This is a genomic window from Prevotella communis (assembly GCF_022024115.1).
Classification (GTDB): domain Bacteria; phylum Bacteroidota; class Bacteroidia; order Bacteroidales; family Bacteroidaceae; genus Prevotella; species Prevotella communis.
On the sequence record NZ_CP091792.1, the window covers coordinates 60664 to 77018 of the forward strand.

Annotated in this window: 14 protein-coding genes, 2 pseudogenes and 1 riboswitch; of the genes and pseudogenes, 2 read left to right on the forward strand and 14 right to left on the reverse strand. The window is 51.0% G+C overall.

Annotation, left to right across the window (positions count from 1 at the left end; translation table 11 throughout):
• Nucleotides 1-12: 12 nt before the first annotated feature.
• From pnuC to L6468_RS00250, 9 genes and pseudogenes are all read right to left on the reverse strand, one after another.
• A complete protein-coding gene (gene pnuC / locus L6468_RS00215) occupies nt 13-594 on the reverse strand; it encodes a nicotinamide riboside transporter PnuC (protein WP_237793998.1) in 582 nt (193 codons plus the stop codon).
• A complete protein-coding gene (locus tag L6468_RS00220) occupies nt 594-3035 on the reverse strand; it encodes a TonB-dependent receptor (RefSeq protein ID WP_431356690.1) in 2442 nt (813 codons plus the stop codon). The genes pnuC and L6468_RS00220 overlap by 1 nt, the downstream gene beginning before the upstream one ends.
• A 44-nt stretch (nt 3036-3079) precedes the next feature.
• Nucleotides 3080-3174: riboswitch (TPP riboswitch) on the reverse strand.
• 49 nt (nt 3175-3223) lie between these two features.
• Nucleotides 3224-3817 carry a TlpA family protein disulfide reductase gene (locus tag L6468_RS00225; RefSeq protein ID WP_348535119.1) on the reverse strand — a complete coding sequence of 198 codons (594 nt, stop codon included), beginning with the start codon at nt 3815-3817 and terminating at the stop codon, nt 3224-3226.
• Nucleotides 3818-3862: 45 nt separating this feature from the next.
• A complete protein-coding gene (locus L6468_RS00230) occupies nt 3863-4642 on the reverse strand; it encodes a putative polyvalent protein kinase domain-containing protein (RefSeq protein ID WP_237794000.1) in 780 nt (259 codons plus the stop codon).
• Nucleotides 4643-4707: 65 nt separating this feature from the next.
• The gene (locus L6468_RS00235; RefSeq protein ID WP_237794002.1) at nt 4708-5949 is read right to left on the reverse strand and encodes a S41 family peptidase; all 1242 of its coding nucleotides are present in this window, start codon (nt 5947-5949) and stop codon (nt 4708-4710) included.
• A gap of 270 nt (nt 5950-6219) precedes the next feature.
• Nucleotides 6220-6405, reverse strand: a pseudogene (locus L6468_RS14770) (L-serine ammonia-lyase, iron-sulfur-dependent, subunit alpha); the annotation flags it as partial.
• An 89-nt stretch (nt 6406-6494) separates the two neighbouring features.
• Nucleotides 6495-6653 (reverse strand): annotated as a pseudogene (locus L6468_RS14775) (serine dehydratase beta chain); the annotation flags it as partial.
• A 231-nt stretch (nt 6654-6884) separates the two neighbouring features.
• Nucleotides 6885-6980, reverse strand: a complete 96-nt coding sequence (locus L6468_RS00245) for a smalltalk protein (RefSeq protein ID WP_237794004.1) — start codon at nt 6978-6980, stop codon at nt 6885-6887.
• A 223-nt stretch (nt 6981-7203) separates the two neighbouring features.
• Nucleotides 7204-7755: an HU family DNA-binding protein gene (locus L6468_RS00250; RefSeq protein WP_237794006.1), complete on the reverse strand. Its 552-nt coding sequence runs from the start codon at nt 7753-7755 to the stop codon at nt 7204-7206.
• A 620-nt stretch (nt 7756-8375) separates the two neighbouring features.
• On the opposite strand from L6468_RS00250, the gene L6468_RS00260 reads away from it, so the two are divergent.
• Complete coding sequence (locus L6468_RS00260) at nt 8376-8615, forward strand: Rha family transcriptional regulator (protein ID WP_237796692.1); 240 nt, start codon at nt 8376-8378, stop codon at nt 8613-8615.
• A gap of 70 nt (nt 8616-8685) precedes the next feature.
• Here the strand turns inward: L6468_RS00260 and L6468_RS00265 are convergent, their stop codons facing one another.
• The 3 genes from L6468_RS00265 to L6468_RS00275 all read right to left on the reverse strand — a co-directional run bounded on the left by L6468_RS00265 (nt 8686) and on the right by L6468_RS00275 (nt 13010).
• Complete coding sequence (locus tag L6468_RS00265; protein WP_237794008.1) at nt 8686-10710, reverse strand: TonB-dependent receptor; 2025 nt, start codon at nt 10708-10710, stop codon at nt 8686-8688.
• Between the two features lie 97 nt (nt 10711-10807).
• Nucleotides 10808-11473 (reverse strand): helix-turn-helix domain-containing protein, encoded by a 666-nt coding sequence (locus L6468_RS00270; RefSeq protein WP_237794009.1) that lies wholly within the window; start codon nt 11471-11473, stop codon nt 10808-10810.
• Between the two features lie 64 nt (nt 11474-11537).
• A complete protein-coding gene (locus L6468_RS00275; RefSeq protein ID WP_091853890.1) occupies nt 11538-13010 on the reverse strand; it encodes an amidophosphoribosyltransferase in 1473 nt (490 codons plus the stop codon).
• Nucleotides 13011-13105: 95 nt separating this feature from the next.
• Between L6468_RS00275 and L6468_RS00280 the strand changes: the two genes are divergently transcribed.
• Nucleotides 13106-14296, forward strand: a complete 1191-nt coding sequence (locus L6468_RS00280) for an MFS transporter (protein WP_237794012.1) — start codon at nt 13106-13108, stop codon at nt 14294-14296.
• Between the two features lie 34 nt (nt 14297-14330).
• Here L6468_RS00280 and L6468_RS00285 read toward each other — a convergent pair whose 3' ends face one another.
• Nucleotides 14331-15302 carry a phosphatase PAP2 family protein gene (locus L6468_RS00285; protein WP_237794014.1) on the reverse strand — a complete coding sequence of 324 codons (972 nt, stop codon included), beginning with the start codon at nt 15300-15302 and terminating at the stop codon, nt 14331-14333.
• Nucleotides 15303-15341: 39 nt separating this feature from the next.
• Complete coding sequence (locus L6468_RS00290; protein WP_237794016.1) at nt 15342-16331, reverse strand: NAD-dependent epimerase/dehydratase family protein; 990 nt, start codon at nt 16329-16331, stop codon at nt 15342-15344.
• Nucleotides 16332-16355: the final 24 nt, after the last annotated feature.

Consider the following 16355-nt stretch of genomic DNA (forward strand, 5'->3'; position numbering starts at 1 on the left):
GGGAGGAAAACCTTACTTGGCGTCGGATGTCATCATCCGGCGCCATTTCATATAGCCAAAGATGGCGATGATGACGTAGAGGGCGTAGAGCGAGGCCTTGAAGGGAATGTCCTTGTAGAAGTAGAGGATAGACGTGACCACGTCAACAGCTATCCAGATAAACCATTGCTCCAGGTATTTATGTGCCAAAGCCCAGATGCCGACGAGGCTCAGAGCCGTTGTAAAGCTGTCTGCCAGCGGAACGTTGCTGTTGGTATAAGTTACCAGCAACCAGTAAATCAAAGCCCACACGGCCGCCATAATGGCGCTCCAGCGGACTAAAAGACGCAGGGGGATGTGGGTGATGGGAAGAGAATTCTTTGATGATGTCCCCCGCACCCATTTCCAGTAACCATAGACGGTCATGGAAAGATAATAGAACTCCATGCCGCAGTCGGCATAGAGTCCTTTCTGATAATAGAGTACAATTCCTAAGGCCTGCATGGCAAAGCCTACAACCCACATCCACAGACTTGCCCTATATTCCAGTAGGATATAGGCCAAGCCGAGGACGGTTGTTACGATATCAAGCCAATGGGCCATGAAGAAATCCATTAAAACTTCAGAGTTAAGTTAGCCATTGCCGTACGACCAGCCATGGGCACGAAGCCGATCTGGTAGTAACGGTTCTCGTTGGGGTGGGTATCCGAGAGGATAGCTGAGTATACCCAGCCGCTGGTGGCGTAATGGGCATCAAACAGGTTGTTGAACTGCAGGCCCAGCACCACCTCGTGCAGGGGCGATACCTTGGTAACCTTCGAGGTGTAGGTCAGTTTCAGGTCGCTGAAGCTGAAGGCGGGCAGCGAGCGGTCTTTATTCTCTGTGTTGTCCAGGTACTGGCGACTCACGTAGTTGGTGTGCCAGGTGGCCTGGAAACCCTCGTAGTTGAAATGAATCATACCGTTCAGGATGGCCGAGGGCGAGTAGGCCAGGGTAGAGTTGTCATAGTGGAACGTAGCTGCGTTCTTGGTCCAGTCCTTCTCCACCTTCTCGTCGAAGTCCTTGATCTTGTTCTGACTCAGGGCAGCATTACCCTCTACAGACAGCAGTTTGCAGATGTTCCAGCCTGCACTCAGTTCGATACCGGCACGATACGACTTGGCGATGTTGGTGGTCAGTTTCTCACCGATATCACTCAACTCGCCCGTCTGTACCAGTTGGTCCTTGAAGTCCATATAGTAGAGCGTGGCATCGAAATAGAAGTTGGGAGCTTTATAGCTGTAACCCAGTTCATAGTCAATCACCTGCTCAGCCTTTGGATTAGGATATTTGTAGTTGTCCGTGAAGTTGTTGCGCTCAGGCTCACGATGACTGATGGCCACCGTGGCGAAGGCGGTGTGACTGTACATATCGACGAGCTTCTTGAATGGGCTGTAGTGCCACTTGATACCCACCTTGGGGTTCACGAAGTTGTACTTCTCGTCGATGTCCAGCGTCTGGTTGTGCCACAGGCCGTCGGTACCCTCCACAAAACGGTCGTTGATACCATCTGTCTTGTAGTTCACACGACGGTACTGCACATCGCCCGTCAGATACCATTCATCAGCAGCCCAGTCGTTGGTCAACTGATAGTCGCCTTTCACATAGATGCTGCCATCAAACTTCTTTGCGTCAGAATCGTAGTATTTGTGGTCGCCATTGGCCAGATACTGCGTGCGCAGCGCCTCGTCCTTGATGTAGGTGATATAGCCGAAGTGGTTGCCATTGAACTGCTGTACAGAGAGGCCGCCCACCACGTTCCAGCGACTGTCGTTGTAGCGCAGGTGGCCCACCAGTCCGTAGGCATCCTGCTCCAGTCCCTTCTTGCGCACGAAGTCGGTCTTGGTGTTGGTGCTCAGTCCGAACTTCTCGCCAGCCTTCTTATGGTAGCGGAACTCGTTATAGTAGCCATAGCCGTGGGTATAGTGGAGCGAGGCTGAGGCCGACCATTTCTCGGAGAGCTGCAATGACAGCGAGAGGATGTTATGGTTCTGCCAGAAGTTATCCGTGGTTCTGGGCCAGTAAGAGCCGTCGGCCATCTCCCAGCGATGTGTTACGTAGTTGCCGTTGGCATCTTTCTCAAACAGATTGCCGTTGCTGCCGTATGTCAGCGTCTCGTAGAGCGTGTTATAGCGGCCCAGGCCAGCGTTGTAGAGGTCCTCATAGGTCTTGATACCTGTGGGCAGGTTATAGCTCCATGAACCGTCGTCCAGACAGCCATCCATGATACTATAGTCGTTGTCGCCGGCGGTGACGCCATTCCAGGCCTGACCCGTCTTCTCGAAATTGCCGATGTTCTTATAGCGGATCATGAAGTCATTGCCCAACCAGGTCAGTCCGCCGTAGTAGGAACCGCTGCGTCCGTCGGTGCCGTGGATAAAGCCATCCGTGTTGGTCTCATGATAGGCACCATCGAAAATCAGGTGGTTCCACAGCAGACCCGTGGAGAAGTTGCCACCCAGGTTATAGGTGTTGTAGGCACCGTACGAGGCCGACAGTTCGCCACCAGCCTTGCGCGAGGGGGCTTTTGTCTGCAGCGAGATGGCACCGCCAAAGGCACCGTCGCCATTAGTCGATGAGCCCACGCCGCGCTGAATCTCCACGCTGTTCAGTAGGGAGGCATAGCTGTTCATATTGGCCCAGAACACGCACTGGTCCTCGGGCGAGTTGAGGGGCACGCCGTCGATGGTCACGTTGATACGTGAGTCGCCAGCACCACGAATGCGCATATAGGTGGTTCCTGTGCCCAGTCCGTTCTCACTCCATGCCAACACACCGGGTGTGCGAGCAAAGAGGAAAGGCAGCTCCTGACCGGAGTTGGAGAAATTGCTCAGTGTTTTCTCTGAGAGATAGACATGTGGTGTCCCCGTCGTTCTCGAACGTACACCATCTACTGTTACGCCCTGCAGCTTCAGCAATTTGATGGAATCATTGGGAGTCCTCTTCAAATCGCCAGCGTTCTGGGCTGTTGCATTCATAGCGATGAATGCCGTTAATCCAAAAAGAATCTTTTTCATTCCCTTTTTTTTAATGTTTAATCTTTAATCTTTAATAAGGGTTTTTTTGATATGCGTTCCATCCCTACGCCGGCATAATCCGGATCAGGTTAGAGGGTATTATCTCAGCCCGAAACATCGGGCACCCCTTGAATCGGCTGCAAAGTTACAAAAAAATCCGCAAGCTACCAAGCCTGCGGATTAACTTTTTATTCTCCTAATACCTCTTGTAACTTAGCTTGTAGAGCTTCGCCACGCAGAGCACGAGCTACGATCTTGCCCTGTGGGTCAATCAGCAGGTTATCTGGAATGGAGTTGACCTTGTATATCTTTCCACCCACACAGTCCCATGCTTTCAGGTCAGAGAGGTTTATCCACGGCATGTTGAGCGTCTGGATAGCATTGAGCCAGGCGTCTTTTTTAGAGTCGAATGATATGCCAACGATGTCCAGTCCCTTGGCGTGGAATTTCTCGTAGGCTGCTGTCACGTGAGGCATCTCTGCTCTGCAGGGACCGCACCAAGAAGCCCAGAAGTCAACGAGCACCCAGCGACCCTTACCTACGTATTCGCTCAACTTGTGCATCTTGCCTTCCGTATCGGCCATCTCGAAGTCCGTGAACTGCTGACCTATGAAGGCTGTCTTGGCATCTTTCTCGGCCTTCACCTGTTCTAACGTCTTTGCAGATTTCCCCACCACCTTAACCTTCTGCATAGGCACCGCCTTCTTGGCATTGTCCGTTGTTTGTGCGCTTGCTGGCAGACCTGCCACCAGAAGTGCTGCTAACCATAATACTTTTTTCATCCTTTTCTTTGTGTTGATTTGTTTATGTTTCAATATAGACTGATATCATTTGGTATTTTTAAACTTCACAATGCAGTCAATACAAATTGCTTTTGAACTAACTTCGTCTATAAATACATTAGCGGGATGCATATCTTCTAGTGCAATTCGATCGGAGATGTAGTTTACACCTTGACCATCCCCGTTGTCGTGAAAGCCCTTTTCTGAAACGAGTGTGTCGATTTCCTGCTTGGTAGCCAGTCTCAGACAGCGAACGTATGGCTGTGTCAGTATGATTCTAAACAGATTGTCAGAGTCGCGAGTAAAACCAAAGGCATTCATTGCTGTCTCTGGAAATAGGCAATTGTGAAGTACAATAGCATCCAGCGCCTTGTCAGTAGTGGAATAAATAGATGTTCGCTCTTTGGTTACGGTGGGATAGCCTTCTTTATAGTACACTTTGGCCTCTGCACCTTGTGCAATCATGGGGCCATAGTTCTTCTGAAGGATGCTGTCAGAATTGTCAAACCACAATCCAGCTGCTCTTGCCCACTGCTCAATCAATTGCTCTTGTTTTTCGTCTATTTCCCAGTTAAATGGGTCTCCTTCGCGGCCTTCAGCATGGCAACTTGCTGTAATGCTTCTGCGCGCGTAGCTTGCGACGACGGACGCCCCAATGACAACCGCACCTGCCTTACAGAGGCCTGCATGCTCTTGTTCATTAAATCTAGAAAAATTTGTTCTTCCATTTTCTATATCGTTTATATATTCGTCTATAAGGTGTAGTGTTGACTTACTGAAGCCGTCAACATCAATCGCCTCATATATATCGTTGATATTACTCATGAATATTTACCATATTATTCTGAGTGCAAAGATAGTAATTTTTCTTTTATCTTCTAAAATATTCTCTATATATTTTCATTTTTATATTTCTTCGACTCCTCCAATATTCTGCGGAACACCCAGTCGTGATTGTAGAGAAAATCCTCAGTGTGCTGGCCGCCGTCGTAGAAGGTCTGGGTGCGCAGTTGCTCGATGGTCGGCCATACTTCTATCTCCACTTGGTCTTTGTAGTACGTCTCGGGATTGGCGGCATCGGCATCGGTTATCTCCAGCGTGATGGGATAGCGGTAGGAGAAGCGCGAATGGCGAAGGATGTCGCCCCACGGGGTGCCGCCGAGTCCGCCGAGGAAGCCGCTGGGTCGGCCTACGCTGACGAGGCGGTCGCTGCTGAGACAGGCGGAGAGAAGGGCGTAGGTGGAGGAGAAGATGTTGTGGTCAAACATGATGTAGATGGTGCCGCTGTAGCCGATAGTGCGGTCGCTGGGCTGCAGCGTGGTCTCGCTGTCCTCGTCGAGAAAGGCGGTGAGGCGGTCGCCATAGACCTTGATTTCGCGGGGGTCTGTGTATTCGCCACCGAGGACGCTGAGGTCTTTCACGGCCTGCCGGATGCTATAATGCAGGGGGCGGTCGATGATGGCCGAGAGGACGCGGTGCCACGTCATGTCGTTGCCGCCGCCATTGCCGCGCACATCGATGATGACGCGACGGATGGCCTTGCCCTTGTGACTGGCAATCTGGTTCTCAAGCCATTCGGCCTGGCCGATTTTCATCTCTGGGATGCGGATGTAGAGCGTGGAGTCGCGGTCGAAGTAGTTCACCTTGTAGGCTCCGTTGTCGGATTTGACGCGGGGTATGTTGTACGCCAGCCCCGTCATGTCGAAGGTCTGCGGCTTGCCGTCGATGACGACCGTCCACGTGAACTTGTCGGTCTTGTAGATGATGCGCGGGTCGAAGAGGCTGCTGGCCCACGCCTTCTTGTGCTTGAAGTCCCAGCGGTTGGCACTGTTCACACGGCTGTTGTACTTGGCCACGTACTTGTCAACGGGGATGCCGTTCACGTGGGTCAGTTCGGCGAAGAATGGGATGACCTCGGTGTCCTTGTCCTTGAAGCCAAGCGTCAGGTACTTGCCGTCGATGTAGAAAATGCCTTTGGCATTGGCATTGCCGTAGCGGAAGTGGTTCCTGTAGGCATCCATCGTATGAGCCATAGCCACGGAGTCACGGGTCTGGTTGGGGCTGATATGCTTGTCGTTGCAGGCGGCGAGGGCGCGGAAGATGACGTCGTAGAAACCGCCGTCGCAGGTCACGGTGTCGATGTCGTGCCGTATGCGCCGCAGTTCCTTGGGGATGTCGATGCCCGTCACACGCTTGCGCACGGCAAAGTGCGGCACCTTCGTGGTCAGCGTCGTATAGAGCTGGTCGTAGTCCTCCAGCATCTGCTGCTTGGTGAGGACCTGTGCCGTCGCGGTCAGGGTGGCGGCGACGAGGATGATTGTGGTAATCGTTTTTTTGTACATTGGTCGTTATCTGTCGTATATCCTATATAACGGAGAGAAGAGGCGTTTATTATAAAAAGCTCAAAGACCGCTCATCTCTTCCTCGTATTTCAATGCCAGTCCGCCCTGACTGGTTTCCTTGTAGAGTGATGGCAGGTCGTGGCCGGTGCGCTTCATCACCTGCACCACATGGTCGAACGATATGCGATGGGTGCCATCAGAAGTGATGGCATAGAGAATCGAGTCGGCAGCACGGGCATAGGCATACAGCATGCCACGCGTTTTGAGTGGCTCGCGGAAGTCCTGTGCCTTCAAATAGGTAGAGGCCGCCTTGCGTGGCAGTCCTAGCGGACCAGACCCTTGTCTGTTGCTGCCAGACTGCCATAGAGGGTTACTTCAAAACACTTTGCTTCAGGGTGACGTCCGGCGTAGATCTGCGCCGCTTTAGCTGGTCCCATCGTATGACTGCTTGATGGGCCTTTCCCAATACGGAATAGTTCTCTGAGTGATTTCATATGGGTTCATGTAAAAAAGAAGGTGCAAATTTACGAAAGACGTCTCGCACTGCCATGAACCGTATTTATGTTTTTTGTTAGAGATGCAGGGCTGCTGATAACTTGTTAGTAAACGGATAGGAAAAAGATGAATAGTATCAAGAATCGTGGTCTTTTCTTTCTGATTTGTCAGATGAGGCTTTAAAAAAAAGGCTGACATTCATGCTCGAATGTCAGTCCTACTTTTGTCGTTTACATGCAGCTGGTCACGCCGAGTGCAGTGGCAATTGCCGACAGAATACTAATCGTGGTTTGAATCACGAACTTCCATACTTCCTTGTTCTTCATGGTAATAATGTTTTAATTTCACACCGATAGATTATTTAAGTTCACACAGAAACCACAGATATCACAGAAATTGGCTGCGCCTCCAGTATTTGCAAAGCAAATAGAAATCACGGAAATCTTTCGACCACGGATTAATCGGATTCAGCGGATAAAGAATCGCTGGCGATTCTCATTTCTGTGATTTCCGTGATTTCTGTGTGAGATTATAACCTCTGTGCGAGGCTTAAGGATTGACGGGACCTCCGCCGTTGCCAGATTCGGAGCTAGAACTGCCGCCGCCGTTCTCCGTGCCTCCGTTGTTCCCTGACTCCGTGTTTCCGTTCTCCGTCTCTTCGCCCGTCAGCTCGCTGTACAGCTGGGTGCTCAGCGTAGCGCCCTGTCGCATGGCGGAAGCCTTGTAGGCAGACTTCTTGCTCTGGTCGGCCAGGAAGGCGATGCCCAGGCGGGTGACATTCTCAGAGGCGCTGAAGTCCTTCGCGTCAGCAACGCCCTTGGAGGTGAGGACAGGGTAGAGGGTTCCGATGCCGTCAAGCTTCACCTTGTAGCCGTCGGCCAGCATCTCCTGCATGCAACTCTTCAGCTTGGTGATCACACCGATGACCACGTCCTCGGTATAGATACTGCCGTGCTTCATGATGTGCTCGGCCATGTCGGTGAGTCGCATTGTGCCGCGATAGATAATCTTACCGTAGGTCTTCTTCACCTGCTGGCGCTGCTCGCCCTTCTTGCCCACAGTCACCTTGCGTTCCACCTTCTTAATTTCAATTGTTCCCATAGTTTTTAATTTTGAGGTTTAAGGTTTGAGATTTGAGATTTATTTGTGTCGTTTTGAGAGAAACGGCGTGTTGCTTTCAGCGAGCCGGCGTTTTGCTGTCAGCGATACGGCGTGTTGCTCATTTTTGACAATGCAAAGGTACTACATTTCCATTGCGGTCTACGAATACATATCCAAGATTATTTTGTCTATTTTTGTCTTGCGCGGTCATTTGGTCATTTGGTCATTTGTCAAAATCGAAAACTGACTGTCAAAATCCGCCACTATAATATAAATATTTATATTTATATATAGTGAGCAATGACCGCGTTCCCGAAATTGATTTTGACCAAATGACCTTGACCAAATGACCACAGATTGTAAAATGATAAAAAGCCACTTTTTTGGAGAAGAAATCGGCGCAAAGATTCCAACCTTCTTCTCGCTTAAAACAACTCAAACAATGAAAACAAACATTATTAATCATACAGTACAAACAATCACGTCGCTCGAAATTGCTGAGCTGACAGGTAAACAACATTTTCATCTCATGCGCAACATTAGAAAGATGGAGATTGCATGGGAAAAAGTACAAGGGTCCAAATTTGGACTCTCGTCCAGAACCTACCAATTGCCGAACGGTGGAACGAAGTACCAGTCCCCGTGGCATCTTCAAGGCTATCCGAAAGATGGAACCTGCATGGATAAAAATATGTGGGTCGATTTTTCGGCTGACATCCAGAACCATCAAACAGCCTAACGGTGGAACTCGTGAAGTACCTTGCTACTCGCTTACTAAGACCGAGTGTCTCTACATCGCCACGAAGTTCAACGACGAGGCACGCGCCAAGTTGGTGCTGCGCGACATGGGCATCCAGTGATGACAGTACCAGTCCCCGTGGCACCAGTCCCATTTTCTCTGTATAGCAGACTGAGCCACCATGCGAGGGCTTATTTGCCCTGAAGGATTCCTGTCTCTGTATCCCGATGGTTCATGGTGCGTTGGATATCACGGTATTTACGGCCAGAGGAAAGATGCCACGTGAGGTTAAAGGTCAGCATGTTGCCCAGATCCCGGCTGTGCTGTGACACCTCCTTGTGGATATATCGGCTAAGAACCTCTGTCTGATGATTGAGCGGATTAGAGCATAGGGGATGCTGGGCATACAGGGACAGGGTGATGTTTTTCAGTTGATAGGAAGCCGTAAGATACCACGCTGCTGCCTGATGCCCACGATGTTCTCCCTCCATGAAGTTCCATCCGTTGTCGGCGTAGGCGGTCAGCGTCCATTTCCCAAGATAGGCTTCGGCGCTGGCACCGCCATTGAATGCCGTATAGGTATGGCGATAGGTATCGGTAAAGTTGAAAAAGCGGTAAATGCCAGCGTAGAGGGTGAGGGAAAGATGCTCTGGTATGGCCTCCCAACGGTTCTCGCTCTGGATATAGAAGAAACTGCACTCGTTGTCGGCATTTGTCTGCGTCTGATAGAAATGGCCATCCTTGCGGTAGTATTTCTCCATGTTGCAGTTGGCATTCAGTCGCCAGTAGCCCTGCAGTTCGCTCATGATTCTCGGCGTGGAGTATATCAGGCGGAGGTCGTGCGAGGTCACACGATTGGGGGTTATCTCTGGATTGCCCACGAGCGTCTCCATTGCATTCTGTTTGATGCTGACATCGCTGACGAGCGCAATCTGCGATACGTGTTGCGACACCTCAAAGTCGTATTTTATCTTCAGGCTCCTGGCCAACGGATAGGCAAGGGTCATCTTAGGACGGAACAGCAGAAAACGGTCATTCCATTGGCCTTGCCGGTAATATCGGGAGCTCACGCCTAAGCCACCCATGTAGGCGAGCTTGCCAAGACGACCTTTCAGTTGCCCGAAGAAATAGAGCATGGATGACCGCATGGCGTTGGAGGCATCGGCATCACCCGAATACGCATTATTGATATATTTCTGTCCATACTGGGTACCCAAGGAGAGCGTGAAAGGTTTCAGGCGGTTCTCATAGACGGCCTCCGTCCAGAGCGAATAAGTCTTACCTGTCACGTCGTAGGCATAACTGCCACCCTCGTTGTGCTCAGCGTGGCTGTCGGTCTTGATATACGTTCCTACGGCATTGGCTGTGAGCGACTGATGTGCCCCAAAGTCATGATGGAAATAGAGGTCGAGCACGGGCGATGAGGTACGCGATGAAGAAAGATCTTCGTAGCCTTCAAACCTTGAAAACAAGCGGTTGGGCTGGATGTCCCGACGGGCTGAGAGTTTCGACTGGAACACATAGTTGGAATCACTCAGGCTGTAGGTCAACTGGATTTTTTGGTCAAGGTTTTTGTTCTGTCCCTCTAACTGTTGGCGCAGGACGTTGTATGCTGTTCCCGACTCCAGTTCGTAGGTCGCCGTTTCCTCATATTCCGACCCCTTGAAGTTACGATAGTCCAGCGAGTAGTTCACGCCAAACTCGCTCTTTCCATAGTTAAACTTCCCATAGACGGTCTCGTCGCCATTAACGGCCGTGAGCGTATTTGTCAGGTCTGCTCCGATGTCATATCCGCTGACAGGCCGTTTCACGATGATATTGATGACGTAGGCAATACCCTCACCATATCTGACTCCTGGATTATCGATGTAGTCAATCTGCTGTATGGCCTTCATGTCAAGCGAAAGCAGGTCCTCCTTTGATGCCACGATATCGTTGATGCGCACCTGCACACTCCCAAGATTGGAAAGAGCCGTGACGGTATGCATCACGGGGTCGATACGCAGGTGGGGTAGGGTCAGTTTCGACAAGAGCGAATAGCCGTTGGACGAACTCTCCAGTTGCTGGCGCGTGGGATAGATGGTCTGACCATCTACCCGTTGGACAACCTTCGACCCTTTTACGGTGACCTCGTGAAGCATTTCTCCCTCCTTGATGTCCTGGGCATGAACTGCAATCATAGTGGCGAGAAGGGGCATAAAAAACAATCTCTTCATACGTTTGCTGTTTTTGATTGCAAAGATATGAAGAGATTGCCTGTTAGCCGAAAATACTTCCTGACATTTGTCTGACAATTGTCTGACAGATTTCTATCTATCTGATTTTCAGGCTGTATGACTTTCCTCTGTCTGACTCGATTTTGAGGTCGGATTGTTCTTCTATGATGGGTTTCAGTCGTCGGATCAGCGTGTAGAGTGTCTCGCTGGCATCGGGTTTCTTGGGCCAGAGGGCATCACATATCTCTGCTTTCGACAGCTGATGTGAGGGTGACTGCCACAGCATTTCCATCAGTTGCTGCTGCATGGGGGTCAGTTTTACTTCGCTGCCCTTAGCATTGACAAATCTTCCTTCTTGCAGGGCCAGACCGCCATACAGTCCTAATACAGACAGTCGTCTGTGCTGATACAGACCGAACAGTCCCCACAGCAGTGCCATCGACCAGAGAATCATCGAAGGACGCTGGTCAGAGAGTGAGAGAATCGTCGCTGTTGATACCTGTGGCCGCGGACGGAATCCTTTCTTGGTGTCTACAGCCAGAACAGCATTTCCTCTCAATCCTTCTATTTGCAGATGATTGTTGAACACCTGAATCGTATCAGCGCTGATAACGTCCGACTGCTGTTCTTCCAGAGCCTTGGCCAGTGCCTGGTTCATATCGGCAGTCACCAGCACCTCCGTTGCCTTATAGCTGTTCAGGCTCATCATGCCCGAAGCGATTGTCAGTGCGAGAAACACTACTCCTACATATCGTTGTTTCATTGTTGTGAATTAGAACATCTGTGATGATAGCCTCGGTCGCTTGCTTATGTTGTTTCAGTTTCTTTTATCCAAAGAATTCGCCGTCGCCCTGCTGGTCGTAGCTGCTGCCGTCGAAGCAGTGGGTGCAGACTTGGCTCTTGGGCAGGCCGATAGACTCGATGAGGTCCTCGATATGAGCGAACTTCAGGGAGGTGAGACCCAAGCGGCGGGCAATCTCCTCTACCATGCGCTTATATTCAGGTGAGTCGGTCTTGGCATACTGGTCGAGCTTGGCCTTGTCGTCGCCCTCGAAATCGCGGATGATACGACGGGTGATGAGTTCCAGGTCGCTCTTACTGTTGGTGAAACCAATAAACGGACAGCCATAGACCAGGGGAGGACAAGAGATACGTACGTGTACCTCCTTGGCGCCGTTCTGTATGAACTCGCGGGCATTGTCGCGCAACTGTGTGCCACGCACGATACTATCGTCGCAGAACACCACGCGCTGGTCCTTCAGGAGGGCTGCGTTGGGAATCAGCTTCATCTTGGCCACGAGGTCACGACGACTCTGGTTGCCAGGCGTAAATGAGCGAGGCCATGTAGGCGTATATTTCAGTACGGCACGCTTGTAGGGAATGCCAGAACCTTCAGCATAGCCCAGGGCCATACCTACGCCAGAATCGGGGATACCGCAAACGAGGTCGGCCTCGATATCGTCTTTCTCACCCATCATACGTCCGTTTTTCTCACGAACATACTCGGTGTTGATACCTTCATAGTTGGATGCGGGGAATCCGTAGTAAACCCACAGGAACGAGCAGATCTGACAGCGCTTGAAGGCTGGCTGCAGTACCTCGAAACCATCGGCCTTGAGGCGTACAATCTCGCCAGGACCCAGGTCGCGCACGGGCTTATAGTCCAGATTGGGGAAACTGGTGGTCTCGCTACTTACGGCATGCGCCTTGACACAGTCGTCTGTGCCGATGGGCGAGAGCTGATGCGTCTCCTTCTTACCAATCACGATAGGTGTGCGTCCCAGTACGTCGCGCGCAGCAATGATACCATCTTCTGTAAGAATCAGCATGGAGCATGAGCCCTTGATCTTACGGTATACCATGTTGATACCCTCAACGAAGGTGGAACCCATATTAATGATAAGTGCCACCAACTCTGTCTGATTCAGGTTGTTGGCACTTTGTTCGCTGAGGTGCATGCGCTGGGCAAGCAGTTCATCGGCAATCTCGCGCAGGTTGTTGATCTTAGCAACAGTCACCACGGCATAACGGCCCAGATGTGAGTTGATGATGATTGGCTGAGGGTCGGTGTCGCTGATAACACCCAGTCCCTGATTACCACAGAAATCATGGAGTTCGTCCTCGAACTTTGAGCGGAAATAATCGCGTTCTAGAGAGTGGATACTACGGCTAAAGCCTTTCTCCTTGTCGAAGGTCACAAGACCTGCTCGTTTAGTACCAAGATGTGAATTGTAGTCTGTGCCGTAAAACAAATCGTTTACGCAGTCACGTGTGGAAATGGTTCCGAAAAATCCGCCCATAGTTGTTATCGCTGTTTAATTTGGGCGCAAAGGTACGAATAAATTATGAAATACAAACGAAGTATTACGATTTTTTTAGTAATTTTGCAGCCATCATGACACAAGACAAACTTTGGAATGCGAACTACTGTAAGGTGATGGCGGCGAATTTCTCGCTGTTTTTTGCCTTTTATGTGCTGACGCCACTATTGCCGCTGTATCTGAGTGAGCACTTCGGAGCCACGAAGGATGTGATTGGCATGGTGCTGTCGGGCTATACCATCACGGCCCTGCTGGTACGTCCGTTCAGCGGGTATGTGGTAGATACGTTTCCTCGCAAGAAGGTGCTGCTGATTTGTTTTACGGCCTTCGCCATCTTCTTTGCAGGCTATCTGGCAGCGTCGACACTCCTGCTGTTCCTGATAGTACGTACGTTGCACGGCGGTCCCTTTGGTGCCTTGACGGTGGCCAATTCGACGGTGGCTATCGACGTGTTGCCCAGCAGTCGGCGTACAGAGGGCATCGGCTATTACGGTCTGTCCAACAACCTGGCGATGGCTATCGCCCCCACTATCGGCATCTTCGTCTATCAATGGAGTGGCAGCTTTGAGTTGCTGTTCTGGATAGCGCTGGCAGTGGCAGTAGGGGGACTGATGGTTGATAGTACGGTAAAGACCCGCCCCCAGCCCCTCCCTAAAGGGCGGGGAGTGATTACCCTCGACCGCTTCTTCCTTCTGCGCGGCTGGCTCTTAGGCGTCAATATGGTGGCCTTTGGCTTCAGCTTTGGCGTGCTGAGCAACTATCTGGCTATCTATGGCAAGGAGGTGATGGGTATCACGGGTGGCACTGGCACGTATTTCATGCTGTGCAGCGTAGGACTGATACTGTCGCGCATACAAGGTGGCAAGGCGTTGCGTAAGGGTAGGTTGACGCATAATGCGGGTAGCGGCATGGTGATATCGCTCATCGGCTACACGCTGTTTATACTGGTGCCTAATATGGTGGGCTATTATGCGTCGGCTTTGCTGATTGGACTGGGCAACGGTCACATGTGGCCTGCTTTCCAGAATATGACGATCAACGTGGCGAGCAACAACCAGCGCGGTACGGCCAACTCTACCATCCTGATCTCCTGGGATATCGGCATGGGACTGGGCATCCTCGTGGGAGGTGTCATCGCAGAGCTCATCAGTTATGGAGCCGCTTTTTGGACCGTAGTGCTTATCAACGGCTCAGGCGTTGCCCTGTTCTTCCTGGCAACAAAACAGTTCTTCCTGAAAAGGAACCTGAATGAGACGGTGTTCTAAAACTATCGTCTTAACTCCTTTAACTCCTTAACTCCTAAAAAACTTTATACCCCCACTTCAGCGCGAAATAGAACAGGGTGCCGAAGAAGAGGCCGGCAATGGCGTCGATGGCGTAGTGGGCCTGGATGTAGAAGGTGCTGAAGAACAGCAGCACGGCAAAAGGCAGGCAGGTGAACAGCACCTTCCTGTTTTTTGTTTCCCATGCCAGCCACATCACTATCGTGGCCACACCCACATGACTGCTGGGAAAGGCTGCGGTGGGGCGCTCGCCTGCATCGTGGGCCATGATGAGTAACTTATACATCATGCCGTCTTCCCAACCGGGAATGGGCAGGATGAAGTCGCGATTATGGACGTCAAACTGTATGGTGTTAAAGTAATCGCCTATATTGGGGAAGATGCCCTGGGCTATCTGGTCTACACCCACAGCCTTGAAATAGAACTGCGGACCTGCTACGGGCAGGAAATCGAAGATGAGATAGAACAGGAAGAATGAGCCTACAACGATGAAGGCCGTGCGTTCGAAATGCTCGTAGCGACAGAAGAAATAGAAGAAGACGATACCTACAAACAGCAGATAATAGCTTACATAGCCCATTGCCATCAACTCGCTGAAGATAGGATGCGAGAAGGTCTGACAGAACGTCAAAGCGGGTTGGAAGCCAAAGAGCGACTGCTCATAGCCTGCAAACAGGTGGTCGAGGTTGGGAAAGATACGGTTCAGTTCGTAGGTGTCAGGATACCACCACGACAGCAACAGCAGCTGACCGATGACACGAAAGAGGGTTGTCAGGCGACTGGGATACAGTCGGTAGACGCCCCAAAGGGCCAGGGTGAGAATGACCGACTGTGCCCTGAACCAGAGCATATCAACGGGATGCGCCAGTCGCACCCATGTAACAAGGATAAACAACGTGGTGAAAATGGTGTAAGCCAACATGATCCACTCCACCGCCATCAAGCCCTTCCTGGACTTCTTCTCTACAGCAAATATCTTCTTAATCAACTTTTAACTCTTAATTCTTAACTCCTCACTCTTAACTCCCTACAGCCATCCGTTTTCTTTGTACCACTTGATTGTCAGGGGTACGCCTTTCTCCAACGTGTATTCTGGCTCATAGCCCAGTTCGCGACGGGCTGGTTCGATATCGCATCGCCAGTTGCGCTGCTTCAGGATATGGTATTTATCATTATTCAGGGCTGAGATCTTGCCTGTGATATGTCCCCACTTATCGCCAAAGAAGGTGATGACGCGCAGCACCCAGATAGGTGCCGTGATGCGTACCCACCAGGGATTGCCTAACTCCTTGCGGATGAGGTCGGAGAACGTGGTTGACTGATACACCTCGCCATCAGAGAGGAAGTACTTCCTGCCTGTCTGTCCCTTCTCGCAAGCCAGGAAGACAGCCTGCACTACGTCGAGCACATAGACGAAGGTGATGTCCTGCTGCTGATAGCCCACAGCGAAATCAGAATGCTGCTTGATACTCTTTGCCATCAGGAAATAGTCGCGCTCACGAGGGCCATAGACGCCTGTGGGACGGAGAATGACGTAGGGGAAATCTAATTTCTCCAGCCACTGCTCTGCCTCCAGCTTACTCTTACCGTATTCCGTGTTGGGCTGAGGCGTGTCTGTCTCCTTGATTTCCACGTAGGGCTGCTGTTCATGAATAGCGCCAAAGACACTCAGCGAACTGAGATACACGAAGCGCTTCAGGGGCATCTTCAGGTTGATGAGCGCACGCACCAGGTTCTTCGTACCCTCTGTGTTGATACGATAGAAATCGCTGGTATTCAAGCATTTCGTCACGCCGGCAGCATGCACCACGTAGTCGAACGAATGTTCCTTCAACTGCTCTTCCAACTGCGTCTGATTGCTCAGGTTCAGTTCTATGAAATGGATACGCTCGTCCTGCAGGAAGTCTCTCTTACTACTTCCCCTGACGGCAGCCCACGTCTCAAACCCGCGCTTCAGCGCCTCTTCCACGATAAACGAGCCAATGAATCCGCTGGCTCCTGTAATGAGTATCTTCATAGGAATTTCGAAATCTGGGTGCAA